This window comes from Streptomyces sp. MspMP-M5 (genome assembly GCF_000373585.1).
In the GTDB taxonomy this organism is placed as follows: domain Bacteria; phylum Actinomycetota; class Actinomycetes; order Streptomycetales; family Streptomycetaceae; genus Streptomyces.
Genome location: NZ_KB891929.1, coordinates 1 through 16,508, shown reverse-complemented (window position 1 = coordinate 16,508; position 16,508 = coordinate 1). Strand labels below are relative to the sequence as shown.

At 73.2% G+C, this 16,508-nt stretch carries 9 protein-coding genes; 4 read left to right on the top strand and 5 right to left on the bottom strand.

What is annotated here, in order from left to right; translation table 11 throughout:
- Nucleotides 1–49: 49 nt before the first annotated feature.
- The gene (locus tag B073_RS0132020; RefSeq protein ID WP_018542165.1) at nucleotides 50–841 is read right to left on the bottom strand and encodes a phosphatase; all 792 of its coding nucleotides are present in this window, start codon (nucleotides 839–841) and stop codon (nucleotides 50–52) included.
- Nucleotides 842–1,041: 200 nt separating this feature from the next.
- Between B073_RS0132020 and speB the strand changes: the two genes are divergently transcribed.
- Nucleotides 1,042–2,013 carry an agmatinase gene (gene speB, locus B073_RS0132015; protein ID WP_018542164.1) on the top strand — a complete coding sequence of 324 codons (972 nt, stop codon included), beginning with the start codon at nucleotides 1,042–1,044 and terminating at the stop codon, nucleotides 2,011–2,013.
- A gap of 77 nt (nucleotides 2,014–2,090) precedes the next feature.
- Here speB and B073_RS0132010 read toward each other — a convergent pair whose 3' ends face one another.
- From B073_RS0132010 to B073_RS0132000, 3 genes are read right to left on the bottom strand one after another with little or no spacing between them, the layout of a single operon-like run.
- A complete protein-coding gene (locus tag B073_RS0132010) occupies nucleotides 2,091–2,729 on the bottom strand; it encodes a TetR/AcrR family transcriptional regulator (protein ID WP_018542163.1) in 639 nt (212 codons plus the stop codon).
- Nucleotides 2,726–4,969 carry a YhgE/Pip domain-containing protein gene (locus tag B073_RS0132005; protein ID WP_018542162.1) on the bottom strand — a complete coding sequence of 748 codons (2,244 nt, stop codon included), beginning with the start codon at nucleotides 4,967–4,969 and terminating at the stop codon, nucleotides 2,726–2,728. The genes B073_RS0132010 and B073_RS0132005 overlap by 4 nt, the downstream gene beginning before the upstream one ends.
- The gene (locus B073_RS0132000; RefSeq protein WP_018542161.1) at nucleotides 4,941–5,708 is read right to left on the bottom strand and encodes an ATP-binding cassette domain-containing protein; all 768 of its coding nucleotides are present in this window, start codon (nucleotides 5,706–5,708) and stop codon (nucleotides 4,941–4,943) included. The genes B073_RS0132005 and B073_RS0132000 overlap by 29 nt, the downstream gene beginning before the upstream one ends.
- 234 nt (nucleotides 5,709–5,942) lie before the next feature.
- Here B073_RS0132000 and B073_RS0131995 point away from each other — a divergent pair, with 234 nt between their 5' ends.
- From B073_RS0131995 to B073_RS0131985, 3 genes are all read left to right on the top strand, one after another.
- A complete protein-coding gene (locus B073_RS0131995; protein WP_018542160.1) occupies nucleotides 5,943–8,792 on the top strand; it encodes a discoidin domain-containing protein in 2,850 nt (949 codons plus the stop codon).
- Between the two features lie 141 nt (nucleotides 8,793–8,933).
- The gene (locus B073_RS0131990) at nucleotides 8,934–12,929 is read left to right on the top strand and encodes an ABC transporter ATP-binding protein (RefSeq protein WP_018542159.1); all 3,996 of its coding nucleotides are present in this window, start codon (nucleotides 8,934–8,936) and stop codon (nucleotides 12,927–12,929) included.
- Between the two features lie 102 nt (nucleotides 12,930–13,031).
- Nucleotides 13,032–14,450, top strand: coding sequence for a S28 family serine protease (locus B073_RS0131985; RefSeq protein ID WP_018542158.1), 1,419 nt, complete (start codon nucleotides 13,032–13,034; stop codon nucleotides 14,448–14,450).
- A 110-nt stretch (nucleotides 14,451–14,560) separates the two neighbouring features.
- Here the strand turns inward: B073_RS0131985 and B073_RS0131980 are convergent, their stop codons facing one another.
- A complete protein-coding gene (locus B073_RS0131980; RefSeq protein WP_018542157.1) occupies nucleotides 14,561–16,381 on the bottom strand; it encodes a glycoside hydrolase family 3 protein in 1,821 nt (606 codons plus the stop codon).
- Nucleotides 16,382–16,508: the final 127 nt, after the last annotated feature.

Below are 16,508 nucleotides of genomic sequence, written 5' to 3'. Positions count from 1 at the left end.
CGCCACCGAGGGGAGCCGCTCCGCCCAGGGGCTTCGGTCCAGTGATACCTCAGCCGAGCCTTGCCGCGGCCAGTAGGTAAGCGGTCAACGGATCGTAGTGGCGGGGGCTCAGGACGTGGTCGTCGAGGGGGACGGTGACCTGGACGGTGCCCTCGGACTCGGCGAGGAAGAGGGCCGGGTCGTTGCAGTCGGCGAAGCCGATCGTGGGGATGCCGCGCCGGCCCGCGCAGCCGGCCCAGCCGTGGTCGGCCATGACGAGGTCCGGCAGCGGGCGGCCGGCGCGCTCCAGGCCGTCCAGGACCGCGGCCATCGGCGCCGGGGAGTGGGTGTGCCACAGCGTCGCCCCGCGCTCCAGCATCGCCACGTCGCCGAACTGGAAGACCATCCCGTCGTCGGCCTGCAGCCCGTCGGGGACGACCACGATCTCGCAGTCGCGCTCGCGCAGGGCCTGGGCGGTGGCGCGGTGGACGTCCAGCAGGCCGCCCGGGTGGCCGGTGGCGAACAGCACGCGCTGGCGGTCGGCGGCGGCCTTGCGCAGCACCGCGGCGGCGCGCTCCAGCGCGTCCACCGTCAGCTCCGGGTCGATGGTGTCCTGCCCCTGCCGGTGGTCCGGGTCGTCGTTGACGCCGCAGCGCTCCGCCATCACGGCCAGCACGTCCTGCTCGTCCGTCCAGCGGTCGCCCAGATCCAGGCCGAACCAGTAGTGCCGGTCGCCGTTCGCGAGCCGGCGGTAGTGCAGGAGGTTGTTCTCGCGGGGCGTGGCGACGGCCCCCGCGATCCGGGTCCGGACGAGATGGTCGATGAGTTCGGCACGCGAGGGGGCCGCAGCGGCTATCGGCATAGCGACATTGTGCCCGTAGGGATCTCCGGGGGCGGGGCGTTCCACGGCCCGGACACCGACGGACAACGGGGGCGGCACAGCGGGGTGCGGCGCCGCGAAGGGGAGCGGCGGCGCATGGGTGGACAGAATGTCGAACGGACATCTGGCGGGGGTCGCAAATGTCCATGTGCCGGTGGGGGGCCGGTGCCTACGCTCGCGCCATGACCACCGCATCGCACGGGCCCGTGGGCCCCGTCGACTCCTCCCGCATTCCGCGCTACGCCGGGCCCGCGACCTTCGCCCGGCTGCCCCGCCTCGACGAGGTCGGCGGCCGGACCGATGTCGCCGTCGTCGGTGTCCCCTTCGACACCGGCGTCTCCTACCGCCCGGGCGCCCGCTTCGGCGGCAACGCGATCCGTGAGGCGTCGCGGCTGCTGCGGCCCTACAACCCGGCGCAGGACGCCTCGCCGTTCGCGCTGGCGCAGGTCGCCGACGCCGGGGACATCGCGGTCAACCCGTTCGACATCAACGAGGCCGTGGAGACCATCGAGGCCGCCGCGGACGACATCCTCGGCACCGGCGCCCGCATGATGACGCTCGGCGGCGACCACACCATCGCCCTGCCGCTGCTCCGCTCGGTCGCGAAGAAGCACGGCCCGGTGGCGCTGCTGCACTTCGACGCGCACCTCGACACCTGGGACACCTACTTCGGCGCCGAGTACACCCACGGCACCCCGTTCCGCCGCGCCGTCGAGGAGGGCATCCTCGACACCTCCGCCCTCTCCCACGTCGGCACCCGCGGCCCGCTCTACGGCAAGCAGGACCTCACCGACGACGAGAAGATGGGCTTCGGCATCGTCACCTCCGCCGACGTCTACCGCCGCGGCGCCGACGAGGTCGCCGACCAGCTGCGGCAGCGCATCGGCGACCGGCCGCTGTACATCTCCATCGACATCGACTGCCTGGACCCGGCGCACGCCCCCGGCACCGGCACCCCCGAGGCCGGCGGCATGACCTCCCGCGAGCTGCTGGAGATCCTGCGCGGGCTGGCGTCCTGCAACCTGGTGTCCGCGGACGTCGTGGAGGTCGCCCCCGCCTACGACCACGCCGAGATCACCGCCGTGGCCGCCTCGCACACCGCCTACGAGCTGACCACGATCATGTCCCGGCAGATCGCGGACGCCCGGGGCTGACCCCCGCGCACAGCACGACCGCCGGCGGGCCCCTGGCCCACCGGCGGTCTCTTCACGTACGGGTCACGACCCGCCGCTCACGCCCCCACGCGCCCCTGCACCAGTTGGGACAGGGCGGCGTGCACCTCCTCGACCGACCGCTGGGGCTGGAACGACTGCCAGTCCAGCGCGGCGACCAGCACCATCCCCAGCAGCGCTGAGGCGGTGAGCGGCACATCGAGTTCGTCGCTCAGCTCCCCGGCGCGCACCGCGTCCCGCAGCACCGACTCCACGACCGCCAGGGCGCGGCCCCGGACGGAGGTGAGGGTGGCGCGCCAGGTGCGGTTGGTGCGCCACAGCTCGGCGACGTAGAGCTGGGTGAGGGCGGGGGAGCCGGCGATGAAGTCCAGGCCGGCGCGGATCATCGCGTCGAGGGCGTCGACCCGGCTGCCGCCGCGGGCCACGGTGTCGTCGGCGGCGGTGCGCAGCGAGCCGGCGAGCAGATCGACGCCGTCCCGCAGCAGCTCCTCGTAGAGGACGTTCTTGCTGCTGAAGTTGTAGTAGACGGTGCCCTTGGCGACGCCCGCGCGCTCGGCGATCTCCTCGACCGTGGTGGCCGAGAAGCCCTGTTCGGCGATGAGCGTGACGGCGGCGTCGAAGAGCCGGCGGCGGGTCGGCGTGCGGCGGGGGGCGGCGCCGGAGATGACGCCGCCCCCGTTGCCGGAGCGGGTGCTCACAGGCTGAGCTCCGGGTGCAGGTCCTTCATCCGCACGACCTGGCGGCTGCGGGCCGCGAGGGCGGTGAGGGCCAGCGCGCCCACCGTGAACGCGGCGAGGACGATGCTGCCCTGCCAGACGATGTCCAGGTCGCCGCCGGTGATCAGCCGGCGCAGGCCGTCGACGACGTAACTCATCGGCAGGAAGGGGTGGATCCAGGAGAAGAACCCCGGGCTGGTCTGCACCGGGTAGGTGCCGCCCGCCGACGTCAGCTGGAGCATCAGGACGACCAGCGTCAGCACCCGGCCGGCCGGCCCGAAGAAGGCGCTCAGCAGCTGGATGAGGGCGGTGAAGCAGGCGGTACCCAGCATCAGGAACCCGATCGTGGCACCCGCGCGCTCCATCTCCAGTCCAAGTGCCCAGTGCAGCACGGCCATCAGGGCCAGCACCTGGACGACGCCGATGGCGAACGCCGGCAGCCAGGAGCCGAGCGCGATCCGCCAGCCGGGCGCGCCCGCGGCCAGCGCCCGCTTGCCGAGCGGCGCCAGCAGCATGTACGCGACCATCGCGCCGACCCAGAGGGAGAGCGGGATGAAGTACGGGGCGAGGCCGGTGCCGTAGTTGGGCGCCTTGTGCATCGACTTGGCGGCCAGCTTGACCGGGTCGGACATCACGTCGGTGCGGGTGTCCCGGTCCTTCTTGTCGTAGTCCGGGATCTTGGCGACACCGCTGTGCAGCCCGGTGGCCAGCTGGTTGGCGCCGTCCTTGAGCTTGTAGAGCCCGCCACTGAGCTTCTCGGCGCCGTCGTGGGCGGTGCCGAGGCCGTCGTGCAGCTGGCCCGCGCCGTTGGCGAGGTCACCGGCACCGTTCTGCAGCCGGCCCGCGCCGTTCTGAAGGTCGCCGGCGCCGTTCTGGAGCCGGCCGGCACCGTCGGTGAGGGCACCGAGACCGCCGGCGAACTGCCCGGCGCCCTGGGCGACCTGGTGCGCACCGGCATTGAGCTTGTTGAGCTGGGCGAGCTGACCGTCGGCGTTCTTCACGATGTCGGGCACCTGGTCGGCGACCATCTGGGCACCCTGCTGCACCTCGCGCAGCTTGGCGCGCAGCTGGCCGAAGTCCGCCTGGGCGATGGCGTTGTCGACCTTCTTCGCCAGGTCGGCCCCGTCGGCGGTACCGACCGCGATCCCCTTCAGGCGCGCGCAGTCGGCGTCGGTGTTCCCGCCGGTGCACCGCGCCTCGTACAGCGCCTGGGCGTCGTCGGCGTTCTTGCGCGCCTGGGCGGCGGCCTTGGACGAGTTCGCGGGGAGCTTGGACAGGAAGTCGTCCACGTCCTCGGTCACCTTGACGACGAACCGTGCGCCGTCGGCGATCTCCTTGCCGTGCTGCTTGAGGTAGGGCAGGTCCTTCTTGGCGAGGCCGCCGATCTGGTCGACGAGTTGCTGGGTGCCGTTCGCGACCTGGCTCGCGCCCTGGCTGAGCTCCTTGGACTTGGCGGCGGCCTGCGAGACGCCGTTCTGCAGCGTGCCGAGGCCGTTGTTGAGGTCCCCGGCGCCCTTGCCGAGCGTGCCGAGGCCGTTGCTGAGGTCCCCGGCCCCCTTGTCCAGCTTCCCCGCCCCGTCGTTCAACTTGCCCAGCCCGTCGGCCAGTTCGCCGGTCTTCTCCTTGGCGGTGCCCAGCCCGTCGTTGACCTTACCGGCGCCGTCGGCGGCCTTGGCGGTCTCGTCGTGCAGGTCCGAGAACGACACGAAGATCTTGTCGAGGAAGGCCCGGCTGGACTTCGCCGAGGTCTTGGCGCGGATCTCGGAGAACACCGTCTTGGAGATCGAGCCGACGATGTAGTTGTTGGCGTCGTTGGTGCGGACCTGAAGGGCGCCGGTCTGCGGGTCGTCGCCGCCGCTGGAGGCGATCCGCTCGCTGAAGTCCTTGGGGACCGTCAGCGAGAGGTAGTAGTCGCCCTTCTCCAGGCCCTTGGCGGCCTCGGCGGCGCTGACCTGCTCCCAGTCGAAGGTCTTGCTGTCCTTGACGTTGCGGGCCAGGTCGGCGCCGGCGGTCAGCTTCTTGCCGTCGGCGGTGGCGCCCTGGTCCTCGTTGACGAGCGCGACCGGGATCTTGTCCAGGCGGCTGTAGGGGTCCCAGAAGGAGCAGAGGTAGAGCGCTCCGTACAGCAGCGGGATGAGCATCAGGGCGACCAGGCCCAGCCGGGGGAGTTTGCCCCGGCCGAACCGCCGCAGCTCAAGCGCGGCCAGTCTCGGCGAACGCATGCGCCGCTTCCTCCTCGTGGGTGTCGGGCCGGTGGGTGTCGGGGGTGGTCGGGGCTGCCGCGGCGGTGGAGACGCGCAGGGCGTCCGCCGGGGCGTCGGAGGCGACCGCGACCACGGTGGTGCCGCCCAGCGCCAGGTCCCGCAGCATCTGCCAGGCGGCGGCGCGCTCGTCGGAGGAGAGCTTGAGGTCGAGGTCGTCGACGGCCAGCAGGTGCGGGCGGTGCATCACCGCGAGCGCCACCGACAGCCGCAGCGCCTCCAGCCGTTCCAGGTCGCGGACGCAGGTCCGCAGGCCCTTCGGCAGGGTCTCCGGGTCGAGTCCGGCGGCCGCCAGCGCGGCGTCGACCAGCGCCTTGGCGGCCTCCTTGCGGCGGCGCCCGAAGAGGAGCGCGGCGCCCCGGTGGCCCAAGAGGGCCTGTTCCCGGAGGTGTTCGGCGACGGTGAGGGCGGGTTCGAGGTCGGCGATGCCGGGCACGTGCGCGATCGCGGTACGGCCGCGGACCGTCCCCATGCGCTTGGGCAGCGGGAAGCCGGCGACCGTGGCCTGGCCCTCGGCGATCCGCATCCGTCCGGTGAGCGCGAGCAGCAGGCAGGTACGGCCGGAGCCCGACGGACCCTGCACCGCGATCAGCGACCCCGGGTCGGCGGTGATGTCGACGCCTCGAAAGGCCCACCCGCGTGGGCCCTTCACTCCTATTCCCCGGGCGTTGACGGCCGCCCCCTGGCGGGTGGTCTCCACAACCCCTCCTTTTGATCTGACTGGTCAGTCTAAAAGTGTGCCGTACGCGGGCCGCATTGACCAATCCGGGACCGCGCACGGGGCCGGAAAGCATCGGTCGCGGCCGGAAATCGATGGATCGTGCATTTAACGGTGACCGCCGTCACCGGCGGCTCGTAGGGTGCGCTGACGTTGGGCAGAGCCGAGGCTGGGTCCGTGCCTCGGGGTGCGTACCGGCCGCAGGGACGGAGCAGCATGGACCACACGGAACCGACGGCGCCCCAGGGCGCGCGAAACGACGACACGGCGCACCCGGAGCCGCCGACCGCCCCGCCACGGGCAACCCGCAGGCGACGCGGGACACTCGCCGCCCTGATAGCCGGCACCCTCGTCGCGGCCCTCGCCCCGGCGACCGCCGCCACCGCCGGGACCGCCGCACCGGACCCCGCCCCGCCCGCCTCCTGCACCGCCGACGGCTGGGCCGCCACCGCCACCGCCATCGACCCCAAGGACAGCCACCACGCCTACGTCGGCAACGGCTACCTCGGCCAGCGGGTCCCGCCCAACGGCATGGGCTACGCCGCCCCCGGCGGCACCACCGGCTGGCCCCTGAAGACCCCCGAGTACGACGGGTCCTTCGTCTCCGGCCTCTACGCCAAGGGCCCCGCCGACCTCCAGAGACGCCAGGCGATAGCCGCCCTGCCCACCTGGACCACCCTCGACGTCACCACCGGCGGCCCGCACCCCGAGACCTTCTCCTCGGCCACCGCACCCGGCCGCATCAGCCACTACCGCCAGACCCTCTCCCTCCGCTGCGGCTTCGTCCGCACCTCGCTGACCTGGACCGCCGCCGACGGCCGGGCCACCGACCTGGTCTACGACGTGCTCGCCGACCGCGCCGACGCGCACACCGCCGCGGTCCGCCTGCGAATGACCCCGCACTGGAGCGGCCGGACGACCGTCACCGACACCCTCGACGGCCGCGGTGCCCGCCGGATGAGCCCCACCGCACCGGCCCCCGGCGACCGCACCGCCCGCCCCGGCACCGTCTCCGTCGGCTTCCGCACCGACGGCACCGGCACCGAGGGCGCCGTCGCCTCCACCCTGCGCGCCGGCCACGGCATACCCGACGCCCGCCCCCGCCCCGAGCCGCCCGCCGAGGCCACCGGCTCCGGCGCCACCACCGCCGAACAGCTCAGCGCCCACCAGCGCCTGACCTTCCCGGTCCACCGCGGCCGCACCTACGAACTCACCAAGTACGTCGGCGTGGACACCGCGCTCACCTCCCGCGGCCCCCGCACCGCCGCCGAGACCGCCTCCCGCCGCGCCGCCGACGCCGGCTGGGCCGACCTGACCGCCCGCCACCGCGCCGCCTGGCAGAAGCTCTGGCGCAGCGACATCGAGGTCGCCGGACAGCCCGAGCTCCAGTCCTGGATCCGCTCCGCCCAGTACGGACTCCTGACCGCGACCCGCGCCGGCAGCGCCAACAGCATCGGCCCCACCGGCCTGACCAGCGACAACTACGCCGGCGAGATCTTCTGGGACGCCGAGACCTGGATGTACCCCGGACTCCTCGCCACCCACCCCGACCTCGCCCGGTCCATCGTCGACTACCGCTACCGCACCCGCGACGCCGCCCGCGCCAACGCCCGCCGCCTCGGCTACCAGGGCCTCTTCTACTCCTGGACCAGCGGCGGCACCGGCGACCTGTGGACCGAGTGCCACAGCTGGGACCCGCCGCACTGCAAGACCCAGAACCACCTCATGGGCGACATCTCGCTGGCCGCCTGGCAGTACTACCTCGCCACCAAGGACACCGCCTGGCTCAAGTCCCGCGGCTGGCCCGTCCTTTCCGGCATCGCCGACTTCTGGGCCTCCCGCGCCACCCGCAACCCCGACGGCAGCTACTCGATCAAGAACGTCGCCGGCCCGGACGAGTACAGCAACGGCGTCGACGACGCCGTCTTCACCAACGCCGGCGCCGCCACCGCCCTGCGCGCCGCCACCCGCGCCGCCACCCTCCTGGGCCGGCCCGCCCCCGCCGCCTGGAAGACCGTCGCCGACAAGCTGCGCATCCCCTACGACGGCAACCGCAAGACCTTCGAGCAGTACGCCGGCTACAAGGGCACCACCATCAAGCAGGCCGACACCGTGCTGCTGATGTACCCGCTCCAGTGGCCGATGACCCGGCAGCAGGCCGCCGCCACCCTCGACTACTACGCCGCCCGCACCGACCCCGACGGCCCGGCCATGACCGACTCGGTGCACGCCATCGACGCCGCCGCCCTCGGCGAACCCGGCTGCGCCACCTACACCTACCTCCAGCGCGCCATCAAGCCGTTCGTCCGCGGGCCGTTCGCGGAGTTCTCCGAGGCCCGCGGCGACAAGGCCGGCGCCGACGACCCGCACGCCGGCCGCCCCGCACAGGACTTCCTCACCGGCAAGGGCGGCTTCCTCCAGGTCTTCACCAACGGCCTGACCGGCCTGCGGATGACCGAGGACCGGGTGCGCCTGGACCCGATGCTGCCGCCGCAGCTCGCCGCCGGCGTCACCCTGCGCGGACTGCACTGGCAGGGCCGCACCTTCGACGTCGCCCTCGGCGCCCACCAGACCACGGTCCGCCTCACCTCCGGCCCCGCCCTGCCGCTCGCCACCCCCGAGGGCGACAAGCTCGTCAGCCGCGGCGTCCCCGCCGTCCTCAAGACCCGCCGGCCCGACCTCGCCGCCACCACCGACGCCGCCCGGTGCACCACCGCCACCGCCACCTCCGAGGAACCCGGCATGTACGCCGGCGCCGCCGTCGACGGCAACACCACCACCGCCTGGGTCCCGGCCGCCGCCGACGGCACCCTCACCGTCGACCTCGGCCGCACCGTCACCGTCGGCCGCATCACCCCCCACTGGACCGCCACCCGCCCGACGTCCTACACCGTCCAGGTCTCGCGCGACGGCCGCCACTGGACCGGCACGGGCACCGGCGCCGCGGGCCGCAGCAGCGCCCGCTACGTCCGCGTCGTCGTCCACGGCGACCACCGCCCCGCACCCGGCGGCAAGCCCGCCCCGCGCCCCGGGATCACCGAGCTGACGGTGACACCGGCGCAGTGACCGGAGCCCGGGATCCCCTACGGGATCCCGGGCCCGCCCTGCGGGATCTCCCGGATTTCTCGCGCCGGACTGTTACGGCGGGATGAAATCCGGGACCACCGGCGTTGGCCCGTGCGGTAGACGACGCATGGGAGGCATCGGGTGGCGGGGACGGACACGGCACACAAGGGCTGGACACGGCGGCTGGGCCGGGACTGCTGGCACCACCGCAGGGACGTCCTGCTGGCGCTCGGCGCCTCGCTCGCCGGGATGGCGGTCATGGGCCTCGTCCCGCTCATCCCCAAACTGATCATCGACGACGTGATCGTCCGGCACGAGCAGCCCCTCGCCCCCTGGGCCACCCTCCTCGTCGCCGCCGCCCTCGTCGTCTACGCCCTCACCTACCTCCGCCGCTTCTACGGCGGCCGGCTCGCCCTGGACGTCCAGCACGACCTGCGCACCCGCATGTTCGACGCGATAGCCCGGCTCGACGGCCGCCGCCAGGACGAACTCAGCACCGGCCAGGTCGTCGGCCGCGCCACCAGCGACCTCCAGCTCATCCAGAGCCTGCTCTTCATCCTCCCGATGATGATCGGGAACGTCCTCCTCTTCGCCGTCTCGCTCGCCGTGATGGCCGTCCTCTCCCCCCTGCTGACGGTCATCGCGCTGGCCGTCGCCCCCGCCCTGTGGCTCATCGCCCGCCGCAGCCGCACCCGCCTCTTCCCCGCCACCTGGTACGCCCAGGGCCAGGCCGCCGCGGTCGCCTCCGTCGTGGACGGCGCCGTCTCCGGCGTCCGGGTCGTCAAGGGCTTCGGCCAGGAGGAACAGGAGACCGGCAAGCTCCGCGCGGTCGGCCGCCGGCTGTTCGCCGCCCGGCTGCGCACCGTCCGCCTCAACGCCCGCTACACCCCCGCCCTCCAGGCCGTCCCCTCCCTCGGCCAGGTCGCGATGCTGGCACTCGGCGGCTGGATGGCCACCCGCGGCCACATCACCCTCGGCACCTTCGTCGCCTTCTCCACCTACCTCGCGCAGCTGGTCGGCCCCGTCCGGATGCTCGCCATGATGCTCACCGTCGGCCAGCAGGCCCGCGCCGGCGTGGAGCGGGTCTACGAACTCATCGACACCGAACCGACCATAGAAGAGCACCCGGACGCCCACGCCCTGCCCGCCGACGCCCCCGCGACCGTCGTCTTCGACCACGTCACCTTCGGCTACGGCGCGCACCACGACCCGGCCGACGACAAGACCACCGACCGCCCGGCCCGCCCCGTGCGCCCCGTCCTCGACGACTTCTCGCTGCACATCGACGCCGGCGAGACGGTCGCCGTCATCGGCGCCTCCGGCAGCGGCAAGTCCACCGTCTCCCTGCTGCTGCCCCGCTTCTACGACGCCACCGCCGGCCGCGTCCTCGTCGGCGGCCACGACGTCCGCGATCTCACCCTGGAATCCCTGCGCGCCGCCATCGGCCTCGTCCCCGAAAGCAGCTTCCTCTTCTCCGACTCCGTACGGGACAACATCGCCTACGGCCACCCCGAGGCCACCGACGAGCAGATCCACGCCGCCGCCCGCGCCGCCCAGGCCCACGACTTCATCACCGCGCTGCCGCACGGCTACGACACGGAAATCGGCGAACAGGGCCTGACCCTCTCCGGCGGCCAGCGGCAGCGCATCGCCCTGGCCCGCGCCATCCTCACCGACCCCCGGCTCCTCGTCCTCGACGACGCCACCTCCGCCGTCGACGCCCGCGTCGAGCACGAGATCCACGAGGCACTGCGCGGCGTCATGGCCGGCCGCACCACGCTCCTGATCGCCCACCGCGCCTCCACCCTGGCACTCGCCGACCGGATCGCGGTCCTCGACGGCGGCCGGCTCGTCGACGTCGGCACCCAGGAGGAACTCGCCGGCCGCTGCGCCCTCTACCGCCGGCTGCTGACCGACCCCGAGGAGCTCGGCGGCATCCCCCACGACCCCGCGGGCACCGCGGCCGCCACCGACGGCACCCGCGGCGCCTTCGACGGCGAGTACGCGGCATCCGGCACCGCCACGCTGCTGGAGCCCGCCACCGACGGTGACCGGCCGCACCCCGACACCACCCCCCGCCGCCCCGAAGCCCTGATCGACGCCGACCCCGACGCGCCCGCCGACCCCGACGCCGCGGCCGCCACCGGCGGCATCACCCCCGAACTCTGGGTCCGCCGCGAGGAAGCGGCCGAGGCGGGCGCCGCCGGCCCCGCCCCCCGCGGCACCCCCGCCACCGGCCCCGGCATCGCCGCCGCCATGGCCGGCACCCCCTCCACCCCCGAACTCCTCGCCCAGGTCGCCGCGCTGCCCCCGGCCGACGACACCCCCGACATCGACGAGGCCGCCGCCGTCCGCCCCGAGCGCTCCTACGGCCTGCGCCGCCTGCTGCACGGCTTCGGCCGCCCGCTCCTGGTGGCCCTCCTCCTCGTCGCCGTGGACGCGGTCGCCTCCCTGCTGCTGCCCGTCCTGATCCGGCAGGGCATCGACGACGGCGTCCGCCGCGGCATCCTCGCCGGCGTCTGGACCGCCGCCGGGCTCGCACTGGCCGTGGTCGCCGTCCAATGGGCCGCCCAGATCGGCGCCAACCGCATGACCGGCCGCACCGGCGAACGCGTCCTGTACTCCCTCCGCCTGAAGATCTTCGCCCAGCTCCAGCGCCTCGGCCTCGACTACTACGAGCGCGAACTGACCGGCCGGATCATGACCCGGATGACCACCGACGTCGACGCACTGTCCACGTTCCTCCAGACCGGCCTGGTCACCGCCGTCGTCTCGGTCCTCACCTTCTTCGGCATACTCGTCGCCCTCTTCGCCATCGACGTCCAGCTCGCCCTGCTCGTCTTCGCCACCCTGCCCCCGCTCGCCCTGGCCACCTACGCCTTCCGCAGGCGCAGCGTCAAGGCGTACGAACTCGCCCGCGAACGGATCAGCACCGTCAACGGCGACCTCCAGGAGAGCGTCGCCGGACTCCGGATCGTCCAGGCGTTCCGCCGCGAGGGCCACGGCGCCGAGCGCTACGCCGCCCACAGCGACGCCTACCGCCGGGCCCGGGTGCACGGCCAGTTCCTGATATCCGTCTACTTCCCCTTCGTCCAGCTGCTGTCTTCCGTGGCGGCCGCCCTCGTCCTGATCGTCGGCGCCGGCCGCGTCGGCGGACACACCCTCACCGCCGGCGCCCTGGTCGCCTACCTCCTCTACATCGACCTGTTCTTCGCCCCCGTCCAGCAGCTCTCCCAGGTCTTCGACGGCTACCAGCAGGCGTCCGTCTCGCTCGGCCGGATCCGCGAACTGCTCGCCCAGCCCACCTCCACCCCGCCCGCCGAGCACCCCCGCCCCGTCCCCGCGCTCCGCGGCGACCTCACCTTCGAGGACGTCCACTTCCACTACGGCGACCACGACGAACCGGCCCTGACCGGCATCGACCTCACCGTCCCCGCCGGCCAGACCGTCGCCTTCGTCGGCGAGACCGGCGCCGGCAAATCCACCCTCGTCAAGCTCGTCGCCCGCTTCTACGACCCGACCTCCGGCACGGTCCGCGTCGACGGCACCGACCTGCGCGCACTCGACCTGACCGGCTACCGCCGCCGGCTCGGCGTCGTCCCCCAGGAGTCCTACCTCTTCCCCGGCACGGTCCGCGACGCCATCGCCTACGGCCGCCCGGACGCCACCGACGCCGAGGTGGAGGCCGCCGCCCGCGCCGTCGGCGCACACCCCATGATCGCCACCCTCGACGGCGGCTACCTCCACCCGATCGCCGAACGCGGCCGCAACCTCTCCGCCGGACAGCGCCAACTCCTCGCCCTGGCCCGCGCCGAACTCACCGACCCCGACGTCCTGCTGCTCGACGAGGCCACCGCCGCCCTGGACCTGGCCACCGAATCCGTCGTCAATCAGGCCACCGAAAGGCTCACCGGCCGCACGACCGGAACCCGCACCACCTTGATCGTCGCCCACCGCCTCACCACCGCCGCCCGCGCCGACCGGGTCGTGGTCCTCGACCACGGCCGGATCGTCGAGGACGGCACCCACACCCAACTCCTCGCCCGCGACGGCCGCTACGCACAGCTGTGGCGGACCTTCACCGGCGAGGCGGAGGCACCCCCGTCGAAGGCCGGGGGAGAACCCCTCACGGTGTGATCGGTGTGATCGGTGTGATTGCGGCGCCTCAATGGGGGCTGGTGGCGCCCCCGCCGCGCGGATAGGTTCGGCCCGACCTCAGTCACCCCAAGGGGAGGGCCCATGCGCAAGGGCAGAAGACGGCTGCTGACGCTCGCCGTACTCATAAGTGCGGCGAGCGTCGGCGCACCGGCGGGAGCGGCCACCACCGCCGGACCGGCCGCCACCGACATCAAGGACCGGATCCTCGCGATCCCCGGCATGCACCTCATCGAGGAGAAACCGGTCGACGGCTACCGCTACTTCGTCCTCGACTACACCCAGCCGATCGACCACCGGCACCCGGAGAAGGGCACGTTCCAGCAGCGGCTGACCCTGCTCCACAAGTCCGTGCACCGCCCGACGGTGTTCTTCACCTCCGGCTACAACGTCAGCACCACCCCGTCCCGCAGCGAACCCACCAAGATCATCGACGGCAACCAGGTCTCCCTGGAATACCGCTACTTCACCCCGTCCCGCCCGGTGCCCACCGACTGGAAGAAGCTCGACATCCAGCAGGCCGCCACCGACCAGCACCGCATCTTCCAGGCCCTGCACGCGATCTACCCCGACAACTGGATCGCCACCGGCGGCAGCAAGGGCGGCATGACCGCCACCTACTACCGCCGCTTCTTCCCGCACGACATGAACGGCACCGTCGCCTACGTCGCCCCCAACAACCCCGACCGCGACGACACCACCGCCTACGACCGCTTCTTCGCCACCGTCGGCACCCCCGAATGCCGCGCCGCCGTCGGGAAGATCGAACGCGAGGCCCTGCTCCGCCGCGACGAGATGGTCAACCGCTACGAGAAGTGGGCCGGCGAGAACAAGCGCACCTTCACCCTCATCGGCACCGCCGACCGCGCCTACGAAGTCCTCGTCACCGACCTGGTCTTCGGCTTCTGGCAGTATCAGCCCGCCCAGACCGCCTGCGCCCAGGTGCCCGCACCCACCGCCTCCACCGACACCCTGTGGACCTGGATCGACAAGGTCGGCGGCTTCGACTCCTACACCGACCAGGGCCTGACGAAGTTCCAGCCGTACTACTACCAGGCGGGCACCCAGCTCGGCGAGCCCAAGTACCACTACCCCAACCTCCGCGGCCTGCTGCGCTACCCGGGCATCAACAACTCCCGCAACTTCGTGCCCCGTTCGATCCCCATGCGCTTCGACCGGCGCGCCATGCCCGACATCGACCGCTGGGTCCGGCACCACGCCAACCGCATGATGTTCGTCAACGGGCAGTACGACCCGTGGAGCGCCAAGCACTTCGAACTCGGCCGCGGCGCCCGGGACTCGTACCTCTTCACCGTGCCCGGCGGCAACCACGGCGCCGGCATCGCCCAGCTCAAGGACGCCGACCGCACCAAGGCCACCGCCGAACTGCTCACCTGGGCCGGGCTCCCGGTGCCCGCCGACGGCCGGGCCGTCGCCCAGGCCCCGGCCGACAGCCGCCTCGACCGGTCGCAGCTCTCCCGGAGCACGACCCTGCGGCCGTGACGCGGCCGTAGGCCCGCGCCGTGCCTGCCCAGCGGCGCTCGGACGCCCGGCAGGCACGGCGGGTGCGTGTCCTCGCCCCGGGAGGACACGCACCCACCGGCCCGACACCCTCAGTACCGCAGCCCGTGCCCGATCTGGTACAGCGCGCTCTGCGGCGCGTCCGCGCGCATTATCGGCACCGGCAGCCGGCCCACCGGATCCCGCCGCCCGGCGATCACCCGGGCCGCCGCCCGCAGCTCCACATCCGTCCACGAGTAGCTCGCCAGCGCCGCCGTCACCCCGTCCAGCAGGGCGATGTCGTACGGATTGCGGATCGCCAGCTGCACCACCGGCTTCCCCGTGGCCAGCAACTCCGCGACCAGCGTCCGCTGCGCCGACGACGCGGTGACGTCGTACGTCGCCACCACCGCCGCGTCCCGCCGGCCCAGCGCCGCCCGCGCCCGGGCGATCACCTGCCGGGACGGCGCCGTCCCGGTCGACAGCGCGGTGGCCTCGAACCCCAGCCGGCTCAGCTCCCGGGCCAGGACCTCGGTCGGCGGACCGCCGGTGCCGGACGGCGCGGCCGGGTCCACCCCGGCCACCAGCAGCCGCCCGGTCCGCCGCCGGGACAGCGGCAGCACCCCGTCGTCGTTCCGCAGCAGCGTCGTGGTGCGGTCCGCGATCCGGTCCGCGGCGACCCGATGGGCCCGCGTCCCCACCACCCGGTCCACCTGCTCCCGCGAGGTGTACGGGTCGGCGAACAGCCCCCGGCGCTCCTTCAGCAGCAGGATCCGCAGCAGCTTGGCGTCGATCTCCCGCTCGCTCAGCTCCCCGTCCCGCAGCGCCCGGACGACCGCGGTGTGCGCGACCGACAGATCCGGGGGGTTCAGCAACTGGTCGACGCCGGCCCTCAGGGCCAGCACCGGCACCCGGTCGTCCCCGTATTTCACCCGGACGCCCTCCATGCCGAGCGAATCGGTCACCACCACCCCGTCGTACCCCAGCCGCTCCCGCAGGATGCCGGTCACGATCGGCCGGGACAGCGTCGCCGGATCGCCGCTGGGGTCGAGGGCCGGCACCACGATGTGCGCCGTCATCACCGAGTCGATCCCGGCGGCGATCGCCGCCTTGAAGGGCGGCGCGTCCAGCCGCTCCCACTCCTCGGCGGTGTGGTGGATGTACGGCAGCCCGACATGGCTGTCGGTATCGGTGTCGCCGTGCCCGGGGAAGTGCTTGGCGCAGGCCGCCACCCCCGCCCCCTGGTAGCCGCCCACCTGGGCCGCGACCATACGGGCCACCGCCTGCGGGTCGGCCCCGAAGGAGCGGACGCCGATGACCGGGTTGGCGGGGTTCACATTGACGTCCGCGTCCGGCGCGTAGTCCTGCCGAAGGCCCATCGCCCGCAACTCCTGCCCGGAGATCCGCCCGGCCGCCCGGGCGTCCTCCACGGACCCGCCGGCACCCAGCGCCATCGCCCCGGGCAACAGCGTCGCCGGCGCCCCGATCCTCGCCACTATGCCGTGCTCCTGGTCCGTGGAGATCAGCACCGGGACGGGCACGCGCAGGTCGGCGGCGGCATCCTGGATGCCGTTGGACAGCTCGGCGATCTGGTGCGGGTCGCGGGTGTTGTGCGCCCAGCCGAAGTAGATGATGCCGCCGACGTGGTAGGTGGCGATCAGCTCGGCGGCGTTGTCGACCCCGATCTCCTTGCGGTTGGCCTCGACGTCGGCAGGGTCCGGATCGGTCGCGGACTCCCCGTACACCCGCATCACGAAGAGCTGCCCGGCCTTCTCCTCCGGCGTCATCCGGGCGATGATCCGGCGCAGCCGGTCCAGGGTGGCCGGCGAGGGCGGCGGGGCGGGGGAGGGGAGGGCGTGCGCGGGGCCGGCGCCCAGGGCGGCGGTCGCGGCGGCTGCGGCGGCGGTGGTCAGGACGGTACGTCTGGAGTGCATCTGCGCTCCTTCCGGGGGGCTTCCTCGAACGCGTGAAGGAAACTTCCAAGGAGACACGGATAGCCGGAAAACAACTGCCGGTCAATGACGGTGAACCTCGGCGTCGTTCAGCGATTGCGGCGGGGGG